Here is a 21,311-nt window from a genome sequence, read left to right on the forward strand (position 1 = left end):
CATGTGTGTCCGTTACATTGCTGCTATTTCCTGCGGCATCTGTAAACGTAACTTTGGCATCGATGGTTTTATCGCCATCTGCCAATAATCCACTGCCCGGTACACTCACGCTCCACGTACCATTGGCTGAATTGACTGTCGCGGTATAAGTCACACCATTCACAACAACTGTCACTACAGTGCTCGCTGCATCTGTAGGTACACCTGTTAATGTGCCTGTTAAAGTTACATTGCCTGCAGATTCTGCTGCATTGACGACGTTATCTGCAGTCACAGAATCAATGTTCAATGTTGTACCTGAAACATCTGGGCCAACCGTATCCACTGTTTCTGTACCTGGTGTAGATGGGTTACCCGCTGGGTCTGTTGCTACAGCAGTAACTGTACTGCCATTCGGTAAATTACCTGGGTTTGGTGTGGTCCATACCCCAGTGGTTGGATCAGTTGGAACCTGAACCGTACTGCCATCTGGGAAGGTCACCGTAACCGTCGAACCTGGTTCTGCAGTCCCTGTAATTGGATCTGTACCATTAATTGGATTAATCTCTGGCGCATTCGGTGCAGTGGTGTCCACTGTATAAACGTGTGTGTCCGTTACATTGCTGCTATTACCCGCTGCATCTGTAAACGTAACTTTGGCGTCAATGGTTTTATCGCCATCTGCCAATAATCCACTGCCCGGTACACTCACACTCCATGTACCATTGGCTGAATTAACTGTCGCTGTATAGGTCACACCATTCACAACAACCGTCACCACAGTCGTCGCTGCATCTGCAGGTACGCCTGTTAATGTGCCTGTTAAAGTTACATTGCCTGCAGATTCTGCTGCATTGATGACATTATCTGTGGTCACAGGATCAATGTTCAATGTTGTACCTGAAACATCTGGGCCAACCGTATCCACTGTTTCTGTACCTGGTGTAGATGGGTTACCCGCAGGGTCTGTTGCTATAGCTGTTACTGTACCGCCATTTGGTAAGTTCCCTGGATTTGGTGTGGTCCATACCCCAGTGGTTGGATCGGTTGGAACCTGAACACTTGTGCCATCCGGGAAGGTTACGGTCACCGTTGAACCGGGTTCTGCAGTCCCTGTAATTGGATCTGTACCATTAATTGGATTAATCTCTGGCGCATTCGGTGCAGTGGTGTCCACTGTATAAACGTGTGTGTCCGTTACATTGCTGCTATTACCCGCTGCATCTGTAAACGTAACTTTGGCGTCAATGGTTTTATCGCCATCTGCCAATAATCCACTGCCCGGTACACTCACACTCCATGTACCATTGGCTGAATTAACTGTCGCTGTATAGGTCACACCATTCACAACAACCGTCACCACAGTCGTCGCTGCATCTGCAGGTACGCCTGTTAATGTGCCTGTTAAAGTTACATTGCCTGCAGATTCTGCTGCATTGATGACATTATCTGTGGTCACAGGATCAATATTAAATTTTACGGCATCGGTATTTGGTGGTGTGGTATCTGTATTGTTGTTATTTCCTCCACCTCCACCGCCGCCACTTGCTGCTGCGGCAATCCCACCAATCGCAAGTACAGGTAAAGCCCATAACCATGGACTGAAGCCACTCGATGTTTCACCTGCATAAAGTAATGGCTCTACTGCCTGAATGGGTTGTAATGTTGCGGCTTCAACTGGTGCCGCCGCCGCTTCAGGCACAACCGCGGGTGTTTCTTCTAAAAAGACAGCCCCTTCATGATCATCATCATCTGAGTCAGCATCAGCATCGGCGTCCGCATCGGCATCTGCGTCTGCATCCGTTTCAGCATCTTTAAAATGTGCCCAAACTAATTGATTATCTTCACCTTGGAGGACCAGACTATTATCTGCTACTTCACTATTATTGAAGAAATTATGAATAACGATTGTTTCGCCATTTTTTAATACTACTACCGCATTTACACCATCTCTCTTAACAACTGAAATATCACTTGCAGAGACCTTAATTAACACAACTGAAGGCTCAGAGGGTAATGTGGCTGTTTTTCCCGTCGTATTTACAAGGGTTTCATGACTTTCCTTGGAAATAATTTGTATTTGAGACATGGTTATATTCCTCATTATAAATTTTTAATATTTAATCAATTCTTAATGACATTATTAACTTAAGTTTAAATTATTGTTTCTAAGTGATAGAGTTCACAGCACCACTTTAAATCAAACAAAATAAATGTTAAATAGCTCACAAAATAAAAAAACAAACTTACATTTTATTATTTTTTCATAACACAATAAAACCATGATTTATAAACAATAAAAAATTAAAAAAAGTTGAAAATATATTGTAAATTTACACATCTAAACAAACAAAACCCTAGAAAGCCATAAATACCTAAAAGGCATTTAAAAAAAACTAAACAAAATATTAAACAACAATTAATCTCCAAATAAAAAACATAACTCAATCATAATTATTATTTAATTAAATTTTAAAAATATTTTAAAAACATTTACCTAATAAAATAAAAAAAGCCTTTTATCAAAAGGCTTTTTTTAACAAAAAACAAAAATATGCAATTAAAAATTATCAGGATTCTCTAACCGCTTTACTTCTTCACGTTTATTCGGGTGATGCATGGTTGCGACACCATCATCTGTTTTCTGATCCAATAAAATTTCAGGATTATAAATGGTAATGGTTTCTCGCCCCACACTGTCTTCACCCACAATATATTTAAAACCGCGGCGATTCATCTTGTTGCACATTCGCTGATAAAAGCCTTTTAACCCTTGGGTCTCTTCACTCGGGTTGTAATAGAAAGCATTCATCACAGCAGGTAAACCAAGGCCACAGACCACACCTGATAGCAATACACTAATAAAGGTATAACCAATCAAGATACTACTGTATTGACTTAATTCTGGAATATTTGCCACTGCAAGAATCAACGCCAGTGAAATCCCTCCTCGAACCCCCCCCCACGAGAGAATCGCTAGACTACCGTTGTAGCTCTTATTACGGAATGATGGAAATAAGGCGAAGGCGGCGAAATTTGCCGCAAAACGAGATAAATGCAGGATAATAAAGGCAATGATGCCTCCAATAATTAAATTAGCACTCAAATCAAGAATAAATAACTCTAAACCAATCAAGGTGAATAGGAAGGAATTAATAATCCCTTCAACTGTATGCCAAAAATGGTTGACCTCACGAATTTCTCTTTGTTCACGAATCTCTTGCCATTTATTCCCTACAATTAAGCCACCAATAACACAGGCAATTGGTGCAGATGCATGTGCAAATAAAGCAACGAGGTATGAGCCGCTTGCAAGCAATGCCGTGGTTAAAATCAGTGACTCCATCTCATGTTTACCACGCAGTAAACGTAAGATCGCAAAACCAAATGCAAAGCCAATAATAACGGCGACAAAGATTTCATATAATAGCGTTTCTATGGTTGCCAATAATGAAAAATGCTCTCCTTGTAAAACCTTTAATAAGGTCATAAACAAGGCAATACACATCGCATCATTAAATAATGACTCTCCCTCTAGTTTTACAATCAGATGATGCGGTGCCCGAATAGAACTTAACACCCCTTTAACACCAATTGGATCGGTTGCACCAAGTGCCGCACCTAATAATAGTAAAACACCAATGGGTACTGGATAGCCAACCACCCATTGAAATAAATATAATAATCCTGCGTAAAATCCTGCACATAACACCAGTGCAATCGTGGCTAAAATACCAATCGGTTTCCAGTAACTTCTTAAATCTGAAATTTTAAATTTCAACGCAGATGAAGTTAAAATAAAACAAATCACACCATTGATTAGAAAATCATAAAAATCAATATTTCTTACAGCTGCTTCAATATTATGAATATTAATGGTAATAAATTGATTACCATTTAATAAACTTGCGCCCCACTGTAGTATAAAGACAAAAATAGCCGAGACAATTGGAACACCAATGGCCTGAGGAAAACCTAATATTCGTTTATTAAAAATGGTCGTCGCAATGGATAAGGCAAAAACAACCGTCAATGCTTGTAAAAGAAAAAAGTTACCCATATGACCTCTTTATTTATTCAATTTTAACAACATAGACTTTATTTAAATTTTAAAACTTTAATCAATGATAAAATTTAAAATACTGTGCGATTGAATAAAGAGTGAAGGCCTATGCTGTAATTCATCCATCTTATTATTTAATTTATATTAACAAATGGTTTAGGCACAACAATAAACCAATCATCCTCAATTCAGCATAGACGCTCTTATTTTACGTTAATTCTTCTACTGATTCGTATATCTTCCGTATAAAAATCAAGGAGCAACGCTCCTTTTTTATCCTATTTAAAAGTATTACACTGATTCACATCACCTGATTTTAAACCGATCTGGAACCACTGCATCCGTTGTTCACTGGTACCATGAGTAAAACTATCTGGCACAACTTGTCCAGTTGCACGACGCTGTAAATAGTCATCTCCAATTTTTTCTGCTGCATCCATTGCTTCTTCAATATCCCCCTGCTCTAAGAACTGGGTCCTTTGCTGGTTCTGATGCGCCCAGATTCCTGCAAAACAATCTGCCTGTAATTCTAAACGTACAGAGAGTTGATTGCCTTGTGCTTGGCTGGCCTGTGCACGCGCTTGCTGAACCTGACCTGAAATACCTAATAGGTTTTGGATATGATGCCCCACCTCATGCGCAATCACATAGGCCTGAGCAAAATCCCCAGCCTGGTCTTGACGAGAAAGTTCTGTTTGGTTCTGCTCTCCAGAAATCCCCATTTGCTGACGCATATCTTTAAAGAATGAGGTATCGATATAAACTTTCTGATCAGCCGGACAATAAAAAGGTCCCATCGCAGCCTGTGCAGTACCACAACCTGATCGAACCACCCCACTAAATAATACAAGCCGTGGTGGTTTGTAGGTCATACCCAGTTGTTGAAAGATCGGCGTCCACGTATCTTCGGTATCTGCCAACACTGTACCCACAAAATCACTGGCCTCTTTTTGATCAGGCGTTAAGCTTTGTGGTGCGCTGCCTTGCTGTGAAGACTGAGCATTGGTGACTGCTTGAGTTGCTTGATAGGCTTGCTGTGGATCAACCCCAAAAAATTTCCAAGCCACAAAAGCCACCACCAAACCGATAATACTAATTCCACCTGCTTTCGCACCGCCACCACCGCGACGGTCTTCAACATTGGTACTGACTCGACGACCTTTCCAACGCATAACTACCTCACATAATTCTAATGATGACGACCTAGGTTTAAGCAGATGCTTTTTTTGGCCAGAGTTTCTGGATCAAACTGACAATCATCAACACAACAGCACCCGCAAGTAACCCCACACCTAAATTAATTAGAGTTGGTGTTAAAGCACCAATAATTGAGCCGACACTCGGAATCAGCTCTAAATGATCAACCGTTTCTTCAGTAAAGTGATGCAATAAAGGAATGGTATGCGTAATGATACCGCCACCAACTAAGAACATTGCAACCGTTCCAACAATTGAAAGTGTTTTCATTAAAATTGGCGCAAAAGCAAGTAAACCACGACCGATTTTATTTTTTAATTCAGAAGCTTGTTGTGTAAGATATAAACCTAAATCATCAATTTTGACGATCATTGCAACCAAGCCATATACCCCGACAGTCATGACGATTGCGATAATACTTAATACTGTCACTTTAGTCATAAATGCAGCTGTTGCAACTGTACCTAACGAAATCACCACAATTTCAGCAGAAAGAATAAAGTCTGTTCGAATCGCTCCCTTAACTTTCTCCTTTTCAAATTTGGCTAAATCGACCTCGACTTGTTGTAGGTTTTCACTGGCTTCTTCTGCTGTTTTGGCTTTTTTGTGAAACAGCATATGCGCGACTTTCTCTACCCCTTCATAACACAGAAATAGACCACCAAGCATAAGTAAGGGATTAATCAACCAAGGGGCAACCACACTAATCAATAAGGCCAATGGAACGAGAATTAATTTATTAATGAATGAACCTTTTGCAACACTCCAGACCACAGGTAATTCCCGATCTGAACGTACGCCACTGACTTGTTGTGCATTCAGGGCGAGGTCATCCCCCAATACGCCTGCAGTCTTCTTGGCTGCCATTTTACTCATTACCGCAACATCATCTAAAATCGTTGCAATATCATCCAGTAATAGTAATAAACCACTCGCCATTTTTATTTCCTAATTTGTATTTATAGCACCATTGTAGGATTACGCAGTGAAATCACAATATGATTTTAAGAAAAAGTTAAAATTATCGCTGACGAAAAAAATTTATTTCTCGTACAATAATATCAATCTTATATCTATGAAATTACTGAATCTTGGAACATATCATGAGTAATATTGATCAACGTCCCATCATTTTGACAGGCGACCGTCCAACAGGACAACTCCACCTTGGACATTTTGTCGGTTCATTACGTTCTCGTGTAGGTCTACAAGACAGTCATCATCAACATCTGTTATTGGCTGATGCACAAGCGATGACGGACAATGCCGATAATCCAGATAAAGTTCGCAACAACATCCTGCAAGTTGCACTCGATTATCTTGCTGTGGGCATTGATCCAAGCAAAACCACGATTTGTGTACAGTCTTGCTTACCTGCATTGAATGAATTGACCATGATTTACCTCAACTACGTGACCGTTGCACGTTTAGAGCGTAATCCAACCGTAAAAGCTGAAATCCAATTACGTAATTTTGAACGTGATATTCCAGCAGGTTTCTTGTGCTATCCAATTGCACAAGCAGCAGACATTACTGCATTTAAAGCGACTGTAGTACCTGTTGGTGAAGATCAGCTCCCAATGATTGAACAAACCAACGAAGTGGTACGTCGCATTAACCGCCAAATCGGCCATGATCTATTACCAGAATGTAAAGCCCTGCTATCAAATATGGCACGCTTGCCTGGTTTTGATGGTAAAGCGAAGATGTCAAAATCTTTAGGCAATACCATTGTGTTGAATGCTACGGATAAAGACATCAAAAAAGCCGTCAATGCGATGTATACCGATCCTAACCATCTCCGTATTGAAGACCCAGGTCAGGTTGAAGGCAATATCGTATTTACTTATCTTGATGCATTCGATCCAAATAAAGAAGAAGTGGAAGAATTAAAAGCACATTATCGTCGTGGTGGTCTCGGTGATGGTACTGTGAAAAAACGCTTGGAAGGTGTGTTGCAAGAGTTGATTGCACCAATCCGTGAACGTCGTGCCGAGTTAGAAAAAGATCCAGATTACATTATGGATGTACTCAAACAAGGAACTGAAAAATGCCGCATTATCACGCAACAAACGCTGGATGAAGTGAAAGCGGGTATTGGATTATTTAAATTCTAATTTACGTTACTTTTCACATAAAAAGCCCATATTTGGGCTTTTTTATTTTAAACCTTTGATTTAAGTTTAATTTTAGAACTTTATTAAAAAATAAAAAACTAACAATTTTCGTCACTTATTAACATCAATTAACAGTAGTTAACATGAATACCGATGAACTTAGTCAGGTTTTTTCATACTATGAGCTCGTAGGTTAGTTAACACTAATCTCATGACATTTCTCCTTTCAACCGAAACTGTTTTAAACAGATTCGTTGTTCAACGCAATGATCACCCCAATCATTGCGTTTTTTTTCGTCTGCACGAATGTGGTCAATTTAAGTTGAAATTTAGGCGTATTGGCTTTACTCTTATAACTGTTTTATTTTTATAAAAAATTTATTAATTAACGCTAAAAGAAATAAGAGTAATCGCGATGATCTGGGATCTTTTAACACATCCTTCTAACCTTGTTTTTAGCATTGCTTTAATGCTATGCCTGTTTATTGGCCTGCTCGAATTCATTCTATTATTATTCGGCGGTAGTTCTAGTTTTTTGGAACAATTTTTACCAGATAGTCTTACCGATATTGATCATGCAGATATCTCTGTTGAACAACCTGATTCTGTTTTGACCCAGTTTTTGGAATGGCTGTATTTGGGTAAAGTTCCCTTACTCATCTGGCTGATCATCTTTTTAACGGTCTATGCACTCACAGGTTTAATCATCCAAGATTTGTTCTATCAATTTACAGAGCATTACCTCTCTGCGTGGATTATTGCGCCTGTCTGCTTATTTTTATCAATGCCGCTAGTGCGTTATAGCGCTGCCTTAGTAACTAAAATAATTCCTAAAGATGAAACTACTGCAATTCAGGCAGATGATTTAATTGGCAGAACTGCACACATCATTTTAGGGGATGCTAAACCCAACTCCCCTGCACAGGCCAAAGTTAAAGACCAATTTGGTCAAACCCACTACGTCTTAGTTGAACCCGAACTTGATCTGGTTTTCCATCAAGGACAAGACGTAATTTTAACGCAAAGAACCAAAATTGGATTCCAAGCGATTGCTGTTTAATTTTTATATTTATGACTATATGAGGGTGTTTATATGTTGAATTCAGCATTGACTGAAATTTTAATTATTACTGGTGTTATTTTTGCAGCACTGATTTTTATTGGCATTATTATCGCCCGTCTCTATACCCGTTCGAGTAAAGAGGTCTCTTTTGTGCGCACAGGTTTTGGTGGCGAGAAAGTGATTCTCAATGGCGGTGCAATTGTCCTCCCTGTCTTACACGAAATTATTCCTGTCAATATGAATACCTTACGTTTGGAGGTAAAGCGTGCAGCAGATCAGGCGCTGATTACCCGTGACCGGATGCGTGTTGATGTCATGGCTGAATTCTATGTCCGGGTCAAACCGATTGCTGAATCAATTGCAACTGCGGCACAAACCTTGGGACGTAAAACCATGTCTCCACCAGAACTTAAAGATCTAGTCGAAGGTAAATTTGTTGACTCATTGCGTGCCGTTGCCGCTGAAATGGCGATGGAAGAACTACATGAAAAGCGTGTCGATTTTGTACAAAAAGTTCAACAAGTCGTCTCAGAAGATTTATCAAAAAATGGTTTAGAGCTTGAAACCGTATCTTTAACGGGTCTAGATCAGACTAGCTTTAAATTCTTTAACCCACAAAATGCCTTCGATGCGGAAGGTTTAACCAAGCTGACCGAAACCATTGAAGACCGCCGTAAAAAGCGTAATGACATTGAACAAGATGCTGACCTTGCGATTCGTGCCAAGAACTTACAAGCAGAACGTGCTCGTTTAGAAATTTCTCGTGAAGAAGAATATGCAAAGTTACAGCAAGAGCGTGAAATCTCGATTCGTAAAGCTGAACAAACCGCAGAAATCGCCTCTCAAGAAGCAGGTAAAAAACGTGAAGCTGAAGAAGCTCAAATTGCTGCTGAACGTGAAGTGGAACTAAAACGAATTGCTTCTGCCCGTGATGTAGAAAATGAGAATATTCAAAAAGCACAATTGATTCAAAAAGCACAAGTTGAACAAAAGAAAACCATCGAACTGGCTGAGCAAGATCGAGCCATTGCCATTGCTGAAAAATCTCGTGCTGAATCAGAAGCCAAAGCGCAAGCTGACAAGGCTCGTGCTGAAGCGGTAAAAGCAGAGGAAGAAGTTGTGACTGTACGTGAAACACAACGTGCTGAGCGTCAAAAAGCAGTCGAGCTGGTTGCAGCTAAACAAACGGCAGAGAAAGAAGCCATTGCGATTACCGTAGCTGCTGATGCAGGTAAAAAAGCCGCTGCCGATGAAGCAGAAGCAGTACGTATTGCAGCAGAAGCAGATGCTGAAAAGATTCGCTTAAAAGCGAAAGGTGAAGCCGATGCAAAAATCCTACTTGCTCAAGCGTTGGAAAAACAATATCAGGTTGATGCGGAAGGTGCACGTGCAGTGAATGAAGCAGCCAATACGCTTTCTGCTGAACAGGTAGAAATGCAAGTGCGCTTGGCACTATTAAAGCATTTACCAGAGATCATTCGTGAAAGCGTCAAGCCAATGGAAAATATTGATGACATCAAGATTTTACAAGTGAATGGTTTAAATGGCTTTGCAGGTGGCGGTACTGTCGGTAGTGATGCGGTTGAAAATGGTCAAACCTCTTTATCTGATCAAGTTGTAAATAGTGCCCTACGCTACCGTTCACAAGCGCCACTCATTGATAGTTTAATGAATGAACTTGGCCTACAAGGTGGCGATATCAATGGTTTGACTCAAGGGTTAAAACCAAAAGAGTAGACCAACAATCTTATGGCTAGAGAGCTGTAAGTCATTTCAAAAATCGGTTGCCTTGCAGCCGTTTTTTCATTTCTATAAAGCGAATCAGCACTTCTGGCCTATGCAAAAATTCAAATAATGTTGCTGTCATCATTCATTCACTAAGGCTTCTCATACTGCAAAATCCCCACCTCAGTAAATAAATGAGATGCCAATATGTCGCAGTTTATTCAAAGCCGTCGTCGTTTCTTAATTAATAGTGGAAAATTGGCTGTCGGTGTTGCATCTTTTTCAACCTTGGCTGCCTGCGGCCTAAATGACAACAAAGCCCCAGCAATTATTCTTCCAGAGCATGCCAGACCCAAACTCCCGTCTGGTATTCAAATTGGTGATGTCCGCAATGGTAATGCAACCATTTGGGCGCAATCAGATCGGGCTTCGAAACTACGTGTAGAATATGACTTTACTGATCGCTTTAAACAACCCAAAGTCGTATCAGGTCCAGTGGTAACCGCAGCAAGTGACTATACAGGGCGAGTGAACCTGACAGGTTTACCAAATGATCAGCATATTTTTTTGCGGGTTAGCTTTGAAGATGCGACACAAAATAATGCCACCAGTGAAATCTATACTGGTAGCTTCCGCACCATGTCAACAGGCACCTCCCCCATTCGATTTGTTTGGGGTGGCGATGTTGTGGGACAAGGTTGGGGAATTAACCCCGATATTGGAGGCATGAAAATCTGGGAAACGATGCGGCTACGTCAACCAGACTTTTTTATTCATAGTGGTGACACCATATACGCAGATGGTCCAATCCAAAATACGGTGACTTTACAAACAGGACAATCACTAAAACCCGATGAGCTGCGCATCTGGAAAAATATTGTCACAGAAGAAGTCAGTAAAGTCGCTGAAAGCCTTAAAGAATTCCGTGGTCGCTATCGTTATAATTTTATGGATGAAAACTTACGGAGATTCGCTGCAGAAGTACCGCAAATTTGGCAATGGGATGACCATGAGGTGACCAATAACTGGTCTGCTACCAAAGATCTAAGCAAAAATAATGCTTATACCGAAAAAGACATCAATACGCTGAGTTATCGTGGCAAGCAAGCTTTTTTAGAATACTCTCCAATGCCATGGACAACTGAGGCTTTCGGCGATCAGCGTATTTACCGTAAAATCAGTCATGGCCCATTACTAGATGTGTTTGTCCTCGATATGCGCTCGTATCGTGGAGGCAATAGTACCAATTTGCAGACCAGTCTAAATACAGACACAGCCTTTCTCGGTGAAACGCAAGTCAACTGGCTGGTAGATGAATTGTCTAATTCAAAAGCCGTATGGAAAGTGATTGCTGCAGATATGCCGATTGGTTTAAATGTGCAAGATAATTTTGGCGTAGCTGAGGGTATTGCTAAAACATGGGAAGCGATTGCCAATGGCAACAATGGCGCACCTCTCGGGCGTGAACTGGAAATTGCCAGCTTACTTCATCGTATTAAGTCAGTAAAAAACATGATATGGCTAACAGCCGATGTTCATTATTGTGCCGCACATTATTATGATAATACCCGCGCTCAATTTACTGATTTTTCACCCTTCTGGGAGTTTGTAGCAGGTCCTTTAAATGCGGGAAGCTTTGGTCCTAATGAAATGGATGCAACCTTTGGTGGACAAGTGATCTTTGAAAAAACTCCACCCGCAGGTAAAGCAAATCTCTCGCCTTTAGATGGCTACCAGTTCTTTGGTGAAGTGAATATTGATCCCCAAAGTAAAGCGTTAAAAGTTGAATTTTTTAATCTGGACGGTATTTCCCAATATACTCAAGAATTAACAGCCGTGTTGGGTTAAAGCTCAATCCTTAAAACAAAACTGAATAATAACCCAATAAAAAACCCCAATGTCTCCATTGGGGTTTTTTTAAAGATTAAAATCTAACGTATTACGCTAAACCTTTCTCTTTTAAAACTTGCAACATAGTAGAACCAAGCTCAGCTGGGCTACGCGTGTAAGCCATTCCTGCGCGTTCAAATGCAGCAAATTTCTCTTCAGCAGTACCTTGACCACCAGAAATGATCGCACCAGCATGACCCATACGCTTACCTTTAGGTGCTGTTACACCAGCGATGTAACCGACTACAGGCTTAGTCACGTTAGATTTGATGAATTCAGCAGCTTCTTCTTCCGCTGTACCACCGATCTCACCGATCATGATGATTGCATCAGTATCTGGATCGTCTTGGAACAATTGAAGCGCTTCAATCTGGTTCATACCTGGGATTGGGTCACCACCAATACCGATACAAGTAGACTGACCTAAACCAAGCTTAGTTGTTTGAGCAACAGCTTCATAAGTCAATGTACCTGAACGTGAAATGATACCAATACGACCTGGTTGGTGGATGTGACCAGGCATAATACCGATCTTACATTCACCCGGAGTGATCACGCCTGGGCAGTTAGGACCAACCAAACGAGTACCGTTACCGTTAGTTTCCAAGTAGCGTTTTGCTTTAAGCATGTCGATTGTTGGAACACCTTCAGTGATCACAACGATCAGGCCAACACCCGAATCAACCGCTTCAACGATTGAGTCTAAAACGAATGGAGCTGGTACATAGATTACAGATGCATCAGCATTTGTTTCACGTACCGCTTCTTTCATTGTGTTGAATACTGGTAGGTCAAGGTGAGTTGTACCACCTTTACCTGGAGTAACACCACCAACAACTTTTGTACCGTAGTCTAAAGCTTGTGCAGAGTGGAAAGTACCGTTTTTACCAGTAAAACCTTGTACCAATACTTTAGTGTCTTTATTAATTAATACGCTCATGATTGATACTCCTTACGCTTTAACTGCAGCTACAACTTTTTCTGCGGCATCAGATAAACCGTTCGCAGAAATTAATTTCAAACCAGATTCATCAAGTAATTTAGCACCTAACTCAGCGTTGTTACCTTCTAAACGAACAACAACTGGAACAGTTACGTTTACTTCTTGAACCGCTGCAATAATTGCTTCAGCAATCATGTCACAACGTACGATACCACCGAAGATGTTGATTAAAACACCTTGTACAGAAGTATCAGCAAGGATGATTTTGAACGCTTCGATTACGCGCTCTTTGGTTGCACCGCCACCAACGTCAAGGAAGTTTGCAGGCTGGCCACCATAAAGTTTAATGATGTCCATTGTTGCCATTGCAAGACCAGCACCGTTCACCATACAACCGATGTTACCTTCTAAAGCAACATAGTTAAGGTCAAATTCAGATGCTTTTAATTCACGCTCATTCTCTTGAGACTTGTCACGTAAAGCAGCAACTTTAGGTAAACGGTAAAGCGCGTTAGAGTCGATACCTACTTTCGCATCAACACATAAAATATCGCCATTTTCACGAACTGAAAGTGGGTTAATTTCAAATAATGCAAAGTCATTTTCTACAAATGCTTGGTAAGCAGCGCCCATAATTTTTACAAATTGGCTCACTTGCTTGTCTTTCAAACCTAAAGCAAACGCAACTTCACGTGCTTGGAATGGTTGTAAGCCAACTAATGGATCAACTTCAACTTTGATAATTTTTTCAGGCGTTTCTTCCGCAACTTTCTCGATTTCTACACCACCTTCGGTAGAAGCCATGAAAGTAATACGACGGCTAGAACGGTCTACAACCGCGCCCAAGTAAAGCTCACGCTCAACTGGGTAAACGTCTTCAGCAACGATAATGCTGTTAACTGGTTGACCATTTGCATCTGTTTGATACGTTACAAGACGAGTACCAATGATGTTGTTAGCAAATTCGATGACATCTTCTTTAGATTTTGCAACTTTAACGCCGCCAGCCTTACCACGACCACCAGCATGAACTTGCGCTTTCATTACAGCGAATTTACCACCAAGCTGTTCAAATGCAGCAACTGCTTCGTCTGCATTTGTTGCCAAGATACCTTCTTGTACTGGCATGCCATATTCTTTCAATAATGCTTTAGCTTGATACTCATGTAAGTTCATTTAGTTACCTACTATGTTGTTTGTGTGATACAGCCAGATCTTCTTAAAATCAGGCTGCTACATATTGAATAAATGATTGCCTGAACCAGACAATCATCATCATTCAAAAAAGTGTGGCGAACCACACCTTATGTCTTATTTACGCTTGCGTTGAATCGCGTGGATTGCACGACCGTCAACAGAAAGCGCTGCTTCATGTACAACTTCAGAGAAAGTTGGGTGACCAAAAGTCATCAATTGTAAGTCTTCGACAGAAGAAACAAATTCAAGCGCGATCATACCTTGATGTACGATATCAGATGCATTAGGACCCACAACGTGCATACCTAAAAGACGATCTGTTTTCGCATCAGCAACGAACTTCACAAAACCAGCAGTATCACCAGCAGCTAATGCACGACCATTCACCGCAAACGGGAATTGACCAGCTTTAACTTCATGACCTTTTTCAGCGGCTTGTTCTTCAGTTAAACCCACCCAAGCAGCTTCTGGATGCGTATAAATAACGCTGATGATGGTGTCGTAGTTTACTTGAGCAGCATGACCGTGAATACGTTCAACCGCCATTACGCCCTCTTCCATTGCTTTATGTGCAAGCATAGGACCGCGTACCAAGTCACCAATCGCATAAACACCTTCAACAGATGTTTGGCACTGATCATTGACATCAACCAAACCACGTTCAGTCAATTTAATGCCAGAATCTTCTGCCAATAAACCTTCTGCATAGGCTTTACGTCCTACACAAACGATTAACTTGTCAAAAACTTGCTCTTTGTCTTCGCCAGCTTGGTTGTATTTAACCGTTACTTCGCGACCATTGGTTTCAGCACCAGAAACTTTTGCACCGATACGGATATCTAAACCTTGTTTTTTCAAGATTTTTTGATATTCCTTCGCCAATGCTTTGTCTGCCATTGGTAAGAAAGCATCTAATGCTTCAAACACAACAACTTCTGAACCAAGACGACGCCATACAGAACCAAGCTCTAGACCGATAACACCCGCACCGATCACACCTAGACGCTTAGGAACTTCTGGGAATTTCAATGCGCCAGTCGAATCAACAATTAAGTCTTCATCAACAGGTGCAACTGGAATATTGACAGGTACAGAACCCGTTGCAAGGATCACGTACTTCGGTTCTAAAACCTGTACATCACCTTCAAACGGTGTGAATTCTACTTTTTTACCTGCAAGTAATTTACCCGTACCTTGTAACCACTCGATACCATTACCTTTTAGTAATTGAGCAACACCACCCGTCAATTGATCAACAACTTTGTCTTTACGTGCCAACAAAGTGTCTAAATCAAATTTAACTTCACCTGTGGTGATACCGTGTTCAGCAAGTTCATGAACAGTTGCTTCGTAACGGTGAGAAGAGTCAAGCAATGCTTTAGAAGGGATACAACCCACGTTTAAACACGTACCACCTAAAGATGGTTTACCGTTGTGAATACGTTTTTCGATACAAGCGACTTTGAAACCAAGTTGAGCTGCACGAATCGCCGCTTCATAACCACCAGGTCCACCGCCAATGACAACAAGATCAAACTGTTGAGACATTTTTCTATTCCTTAAATCTCCCCCTAAACCCCTCTTTACAAAGAGGGGGAGCCCTCTTTATCAAAGGACTATTTAGGGGAATTTAAATATGTTAAAGATCAAGAATGAGTTTAGCTGGCTCTTCTAACAATTCTTTGATTGTTACCAAGAAACCTACTGCTTCTTTACCATCGATTAAACGGTGGTCATAAGAAAGCGCTAAGTACATCATTGGCAAGATTTCAACTTGACCATTTACCGCCATAGGACGTTCTTGGATTTTATGCATACCCAAGATTGCAGTTTGTGGCTGGTTTAAAATAGGCGTTGAAAGCAATGAACCGAACGTACCACCGTTGGTGATCGTGAACGTACCGCCAGTCATTTCTTCGATCGATAATTTACCTTCACGTGCTTTAGCAGCATATGCAGCAATACCACCTTCAACTTCAGCGTAGTTCATACGATCAGTATCACGAAGGATTGGCACAACTAAACCACGGTCAGAAGAAACAGCTACACCGATGTCATAGAAACCGTGATAAACGATATCGTCGCCATCGATAGAAGCGTTTACTGCTGGATAGCGTTTTAATGCTTCAGTTGCTGCTTTAACGAAGAAAGACATAAAGCCTAAACGCGCACCATGACGTTTTTCGAAAGCATCTTTGTATTGCTTACGCATTTCCATGATTGGCTTCATGTTAACTTCGTTGAACGTTGTTAACATTGCAGTTTGTTGTGTAGCTGCCAATAAACGCTCAGCAACACGCTTACGTAAACGTGTCATTGGAACACGTTTCTCGATACGCTCACCTACAGCAACGCTTAATGGTTGAACTGATGTACCTGGCTTATGGTTCGCAACATCTTCTTTGGTGATGCGACCACCACGGCCTGTACCTTGAACGTCAGCAGCATTGATACCAGTTTCAGATAATGCTTTACGAACTGCAGGCGCTTGGTTTTGATCAACTGCTTGAGTTGATGCAGCAGCCGCAGGAGCAGATGCAGCAGGCGCCGCTTCTGCTGGTGCAGCAGCTTCAGGAGCAGCGGCAGCAACAGCACCAGCTTCGAATTGAGCAATCACTTCGTCAGAAAGAACTGTATCGCCTTCACCTTTGATGATTGCAACTAAGCTACCATCAGCTGGAGCAACCACTTCTAAAACAACTTTATCGGTTTCAATGTCACAGATCACTTCATCACGTGATACAGGTTCACCTACTTTCTTGTGCCAAGTTGCGATCGTACCGTCAGCAACTGACTCTGGAAATACCGGTGCTTTAATTTCGGTTGCCATTATTTAGAATCTCCTGATTGTTCAACTTCAATCGCAAGTGCGTCATTGATAAGCTGAGCTTGTTGTTTTGCATGCAAGTATGGCGAGCCACAAGCAGGTGCGGCAGATGCGTCACGACCAGCATAGCTAATACGGATTTGTTTACCAGATTTAAGAACGTCTTCATACAAACGAGGAACGATGAATAACCAAGCACCTTGGTTCTTCGGCTCTTCTTGTGCCCAAACAAGTTCTTGAATGTTTGGATACTCAGCCATAACTTCAGCCAAGCGTTGTTCTGGGTATGGATACAATTGTTCGATACGTACGATTGCAACATGGTTTAAACCAAGTTCACGACGTTTTTCGAGTAAATCGTAATAAACCTTACCACCACAAAGCACTAAGCGAGTTACGTCAGCTTTGTTGATTTGATCAATTTCATCGATCACAGTTTGGAATGAACCGTTTGCTAATTCATCTAATGTTGAAGTCGCAAGTTTATGACGCAATAACGATTTTGGTGACATTACGATCATTGGTTTACGAATCGGACGAACTGCCTGACGACGTAATGCATGGAAAATCTGTGCAGGTGTCGTTGGTGTCATCACTTGCATATTGTCTTCAGCACAGAGTTGCAAGAAGCGCTCTAAACGTGCAGATGAATGCTCTGGACCTTGACCTTCATAACCGTGTGGCAACAACATGGTTAGACCACATACACGCTCCCACTTGGTTTCACCCGAAGCAATGAATTGGTCAATAACGACTTGTGCACAGTTTGCGAAGTCACCGAATTGCGCTTCCCAAACGATCAAGCTTTTCGGCAATGTGGTTGAGTAACCATATTCAAATGCAAGTACGGCTTCTTCAGACAATAAAGAATCGTAAATCGCGGTACGCGGTTGGTTTTCTTTAATGTGGCAAAGCGGAATATAAACAGAACCATCAACTTGGTTATGTAATTTGGCATGACGGTGTGAGAATGTACCACGACCCACGTCTTCACCCGTGATACGTACAAGGAAGCCATCATCAAGCAAAGATGCATAAGCTAAAGTTTCAGCAGCACCCCAGTTGAGTGGCATTTCACCTGTTTGCATTTTCACACGGTCATCAATCACTTTTTGAACTTGACGTTGCAATACAAAACCTTCTGGCAATGTATTCATTTTCAAACCAAGCTCTTTCAAACGATCAATGCTGAACGTTGTATCCCAAAGATCGGTGTATTCATGGCCCAAATAAGGTGTCCAATCGACGAACATCTTTTTATTTGGTTCACGAACTAAAGCATTGGCAACGTGGTTTCCTGCTTCTAAATCAGAACGGTAGCCTTCAACCATGGCATCAGCACTTGAACGATCAAGTACTTTCTCTTGGACCAATTGATCCGCATACAAGGTACGCGTAGTCGCTTTCTTGTTGATCACTTGATACATCAATGGTTGAGTTGCAGATGGTTCGTCTGCCTCGTTATGACCGCGACGACGGTAGCAGAACAAGTCTAGAATGACATCTTTACGGAATTCATGACGGAAGTCATGTGCAATTTGAGTCGCGAAAATAACGGCTTCAGGATCATCGCCATTCACATGGAAAATCGGTGACTGAATCATTTTTGCAACGTCAGTACAGTATTCTGTAGAACGTGTATCACGTGGATCTGAAGTCGTGAAGCCGACTTGGTTATTAATCACAATATGGACAGTACCGCCCACTGTGTAACCACGTGTTTGTGACATTTGGAAGGTTTCTTGGTTTACACCTTGGCCAGCAAATGCTGCATCACCATGTACGATCACAGGAAGTACATCATCACCACCAATGTCACGACGACGGACTTGACGTGCACGTACTGAACCTTCAACGACTGGACCAACGATTTCTAAGTGTGATGGGTTAAACGCTAACGCTAAGTGAACTTCGCCACCTGGCGTCATGACGTTTGAAGAGAAGCCTTGGTGATACTTAACGTCACCAGAACCTTTTTTATGTAGGCTCTTTCCTTCGAATTCACCAAAAAGATCTGCTGGGTTTTTACCCATGATATTAACAAGAAGGTTGAGACGACCACGGTGTGGCATACCAATCACAACTTCTTTACAGCCCACGCTACCAGCACGTTGAATGATTTCGTTCATCATTGGAATAAAAGACTCACCGCCTTCTACACCAAAACGTTTCGCACCAACGAATTTGTTACCAAGATATTTCTCTAAGCCTTCTGCAGCGGTTAAACGCTCCAAGAAACCTTTTTTCTGATCATTGGTATAATTGAATTTACCGCGAACACCTTCCAAACGCTGTTGAATCCAACGCTTTTCTTTAGTATCAACGATATGCATGTATTCTGCACCAATTGAACCGCAGTAAGTTGCTTCCATGGCATCAACCATTTCAGACAATGTTGCTTCTGCTTTGCCAATTGCGAGGTTGCCTGTATTGAATACAGTATCAAGATCAGATTTCGTTAAACCGTGAGCAGATAAATCGAGGTCAGGAACGTCTTCACGTTTCGCAAGACCTAATGGATCGAGTTTAGCTTTTTGATGACCACGGTTACGGTACGCAGCGATGAGTTGTAATACACCAATTTGACGACGTTCATGTTCTGTACTTACAGTGCTTTGTACAACAGGCTGAACTCGGCTAGCATTACGTCCCAAAAGGAGGAATTGCTCGCGCACACTGCCGTGTGGTTGATCACCTTTAGGGTATTTATCGAAATATTCACGCCAATCCTCTGACACTGAGGTTGGAGAAGTTAGGTACTGTTCGTATAGCTCTTCAATATACGCTGCACTATCAGCGGAAAGTTCAGTGTCAAGACGCAATGCGTCAGCAACTTCTTGCATTTTTGGACCCATTTCCTATTGCAAAAAATAATACAGGCTGCCTTTTAAGCACACCCATGATTCATAGTGTCAAATTGGTAACACGACACTACTACTCAAGATCATCCAACCTTGAGACATTATTACTACACGTCAGGAGTATTCCCTTTGATGTAACAAATGAGCTATGCACCTTCAATTCAAGGTCCATAACTCATTCTTTATACTCGATGAAATCGAGCAATTTTTTGCAAATCATTTTAGAAAAATTAACTAAAATTTTAACTTTTCTAAATTGACTTTTTTGATGAAATCTGTACAAATCTACAAGACCCTATCCAACGATAACATCCAGAATCTGTTTATTTTTTGATTTCATTTGTGGCAGAAATCCTAACATGTTCTCAGGCTTGGATTGATTTTTTTGACACATACCATCCATAAAGCAGCGAAATACACACATCAAATTATATTCTAATATACCGCCCTTTTGATAAAAGTTGCACTCCAATCGATCAAAAATAAACATTCTCTACAAATCTTGCACAAACGCTATTCAATTTGATGAAAAATAAACCAATATTTTCAACATATCGATTCTCATGATTTGTCTTAACAGCAAAATCTATAAATATTTAAGGTCGAATTACTAAAATTCAAGCCTCATTTTGCCAAGTAAACACTTTTTAACCAAGCTCCTCCTTAGCTCGCATCCGAATAAACCCCAATAAAAAAAGAAGCCCCTTTCGGAGCTCCTTTCTTGCATTAGAAAACAGATTAACCTGCTTGATCTAATAACATATTACGAATGTGACCAATTGCCTTCGTCGGGTTTAAACCTTTCGGACATACAGATACACAGTTCATGATCCCTTTACAACGGAACAAAGAGAATGGATCATCTAAACGAGCCAAACGTTCTTGTGTTGCCGTATCACGAGAGTCAATGATAAAACGGTACGCATTTAACAATGCAGATGGTCCAAGGAACTTATCAGGGTTCCACCAGAATGATGGGCATGAAGTTGAACAACATGCACAAAGGATACATTCATACAAACCATCTAAGTGTTCACGTTCTGCTTGAGACTGTAAACGCTCTTTTGCTGGTGCTGGCTGGTTGTTGATCAAGAATGGTTGAATCTTGTCATATTGATCATAGAACTGGTTCATGTCTACAACCAAATCCTTGATCACTGGCAGACCAGGTAAAGGACGAATCACAATTTTCTCTGGCAAGTCGTTCAAGTTCCACAAGCACGCCAAACCATTTTTACCATTGATGTTCACACCATCCGAACCACAAATACCTTCACGGCAAGAACGGCGGAATGTTAATGATTCATCTTGCACTTTCAACGCGAGTAACGCATCGAGCAACATACGGTGCTTATCGGTTAACTCAAGTTTGAAAGTTTGCATGTACGGCGCTTTATCCTTATCAGGATCATAGCGGTAGATTTCGAATGTACGAGTGCCTCTACTCAT

General features: G+C 41.2%; 14 protein-coding genes. 4 read left to right on the forward strand and 10 right to left on the reverse strand.

What is annotated here, in order from left to right; all coding sequences use genetic code 11:
* From F993_RS18425 to F993_RS18410, 4 genes are all read right to left on the reverse strand, one after another.
* The coding region (locus F993_RS18425) for an Ig-like domain-containing protein (RefSeq protein WP_004652183.1) at window positions 1–2,068 on the reverse strand (2,068 nt) is incomplete at its 3' end.
* Between the two features lie 471 nt (window positions 2,069–2,539).
* Window positions 2,540–4,039 carry a cation:proton antiporter gene (locus F993_RS18420; RefSeq protein WP_004652184.1) on the reverse strand — a complete coding sequence of 500 codons (1,500 nt, stop codon included), beginning with the start codon at window positions 4,037–4,039 and terminating at the stop codon, window positions 2,540–2,542.
* Window positions 4,040–4,320: 281 nt separating this feature from the next.
* On the reverse strand, window positions 4,321–5,214 hold the full coding sequence (gene ypfJ, locus F993_RS18415) for a KPN_02809 family neutral zinc metallopeptidase (RefSeq protein WP_004652185.1): 894 nt from the start codon (window positions 5,212–5,214) through the stop codon (window positions 4,321–4,323).
* 37 nt (window positions 5,215–5,251) lie between these two features.
* Window positions 5,252–6,178, reverse strand: a complete 927-nt coding sequence (locus F993_RS18410; protein WP_004652186.1) for a DUF808 domain-containing protein — start codon at window positions 6,176–6,178, stop codon at window positions 5,252–5,254.
* Window positions 6,179–6,342: 164 nt separating this feature from the next.
* Between F993_RS18410 and trpS the strand changes: the two genes are divergently transcribed.
* From trpS to F993_RS18390, 4 genes are all read left to right on the forward strand, one after another.
* Complete coding sequence (trpS, locus tag F993_RS18405; protein ID WP_004652187.1) at window positions 6,343–7,356, forward strand: tryptophan--tRNA ligase; 1,014 nt, start codon at window positions 6,343–6,345, stop codon at window positions 7,354–7,356.
* A 415-nt stretch (window positions 7,357–7,771) separates the two neighbouring features.
* Window positions 7,772–8,416, forward strand: a complete 645-nt coding sequence (locus F993_RS18400) for a YqiJ family protein (RefSeq protein WP_004652188.1) — start codon at window positions 7,772–7,774, stop codon at window positions 8,414–8,416.
* 33 nt (window positions 8,417–8,449) lie between these two features.
* Window positions 8,450–10,156: a flotillin family protein gene (locus tag F993_RS18395; RefSeq protein ID WP_004652190.1), complete on the forward strand. Its 1,707-nt coding sequence runs from the start codon at window positions 8,450–8,452 to the stop codon at window positions 10,154–10,156.
* 195 nt (window positions 10,157–10,351) lie between these two features.
* A complete protein-coding gene (locus F993_RS18390; protein WP_004652191.1) occupies window positions 10,352–11,992 on the forward strand; it encodes an alkaline phosphatase D family protein in 1,641 nt (546 codons plus the stop codon).
* A gap of 91 nt (window positions 11,993–12,083) precedes the next feature.
* Here F993_RS18390 and sucD read toward each other — a convergent pair whose 3' ends face one another.
* The 6 genes from sucD to F993_RS18360 all read right to left on the reverse strand — a co-directional run bounded on the left by sucD (window position 12,084) and on the right by F993_RS18360 (window position 21,311).
* On the reverse strand, window positions 12,084–12,974 hold the full coding sequence (sucD, locus tag F993_RS18385; RefSeq protein WP_003655479.1) for a succinate--CoA ligase subunit alpha: 891 nt from the start codon (window positions 12,972–12,974) through the stop codon (window positions 12,084–12,086).
* 12 nt (window positions 12,975–12,986) lie between these two features.
* Window positions 12,987–14,153 (reverse strand): ADP-forming succinate--CoA ligase subunit beta, encoded by a 1,167-nt coding sequence (gene sucC, locus F993_RS18380; protein WP_004640348.1) that lies wholly within the window; start codon window positions 14,151–14,153, stop codon window positions 12,987–12,989.
* 135 nt (window positions 14,154–14,288) lie between these two features.
* The gene (lpdA, locus tag F993_RS18375) at window positions 14,289–15,722 is read right to left on the reverse strand and encodes a dihydrolipoyl dehydrogenase (RefSeq protein WP_004652192.1); all 1,434 of its coding nucleotides are present in this window, start codon (window positions 15,720–15,722) and stop codon (window positions 14,289–14,291) included.
* Window positions 15,723–15,813: 91 nt separating this feature from the next.
* Window positions 15,814–17,004, reverse strand: coding sequence for a 2-oxoglutarate dehydrogenase complex dihydrolipoyllysine-residue succinyltransferase (gene odhB / locus F993_RS18370; protein ID WP_004652193.1), 1,191 nt, complete (start codon window positions 17,002–17,004; stop codon window positions 15,814–15,816).
* On the reverse strand, window positions 17,004–19,844 hold the full coding sequence (locus F993_RS18365) for a 2-oxoglutarate dehydrogenase E1 component (RefSeq protein ID WP_004652194.1): 2,841 nt from the start codon (window positions 19,842–19,844) through the stop codon (window positions 17,004–17,006). Before F993_RS18365 ends, odhB begins: the two co-directional genes overlap by 1 nt.
* Window positions 19,845–20,600: 756 nt before the next feature.
* Window positions 20,601–21,311, reverse strand: coding sequence for a succinate dehydrogenase iron-sulfur subunit (locus F993_RS18360; protein WP_004652195.1), 711 nt, complete (start codon window positions 21,309–21,311; stop codon window positions 20,601–20,603).

It is taken from the genome of Acinetobacter proteolyticus, from assembly GCF_000367945.1.
Taxonomy (GTDB): domain Bacteria; phylum Pseudomonadota; class Gammaproteobacteria; order Pseudomonadales; family Moraxellaceae; genus Acinetobacter; species Acinetobacter proteolyticus.

Excerpts from the sequence above, each read along its gene's own strand:
- trpS (WP_004652187.1), top strand. The coding sequence starts at position 6,343 with ATGAGTAATATTGATCAACGTCCCATCATTTTGACAGGCGACCGTCCA.
- lpdA (WP_004652192.1), bottom strand. The coding sequence starts at position 15,722 with ATGTCTCAACAGTTTGATCTTGTTGTCATTGGCGGTGGACCTGGTGGT.
- F993_RS18420 (WP_004652184.1), bottom strand. The coding sequence starts at position 4,039 with ATGGGTAACTTTTTTCTTTTACAAGCATTGACGGTTGTTTTTGCCTTA.
- F993_RS18390 (WP_004652191.1), top strand. The coding sequence starts at position 10,352 with ATGTCGCAGTTTATTCAAAGCCGTCGTCGTTTCTTAATTAATAGTGGA.
- sucD (WP_003655479.1), bottom strand. The coding sequence starts at position 12,974 with ATGAGCGTATTAATTAATAAAGACACTAAAGTATTGGTACAAGGTTTT.
- F993_RS18360 (WP_004652195.1), bottom strand. The coding sequence starts at position 21,311 with ATGAGTAGAGGCACTCGTACATTCGAAATCTACCGCTATGATCCTGAT.
- odhB (WP_004652193.1), bottom strand. The coding sequence starts at position 17,004 with ATGGCAACCGAAATTAAAGCACCGGTATTTCCAGAGTCAGTTGCTGAC.
- F993_RS18400 (WP_004652188.1), top strand. The coding sequence starts at position 7,772 with ATGATCTGGGATCTTTTAACACATCCTTCTAACCTTGTTTTTAGCATT.
- sucC (WP_004640348.1), bottom strand. The coding sequence starts at position 14,153 with ATGAACTTACATGAGTATCAAGCTAAAGCATTATTGAAAGAATATGGC.
- F993_RS18365 (WP_004652194.1), bottom strand. The coding sequence starts at position 19,844 with ATGCAAGAAGTTGCTGACGCATTGCGTCTTGACACTGAACTTTCCGCT.
- F993_RS18410 (WP_004652186.1), bottom strand. The coding sequence starts at position 6,178 with ATGGCGAGTGGTTTATTACTATTACTGGATGATATTGCAACGATTTTA.
- F993_RS18395 (WP_004652190.1), top strand. The coding sequence starts at position 8,450 with ATGTTGAATTCAGCATTGACTGAAATTTTAATTATTACTGGTGTTATT.
- ypfJ (WP_004652185.1), bottom strand. The coding sequence starts at position 5,214 with ATGCGTTGGAAAGGTCGTCGAGTCAGTACCAATGTTGAAGACCGTCGC.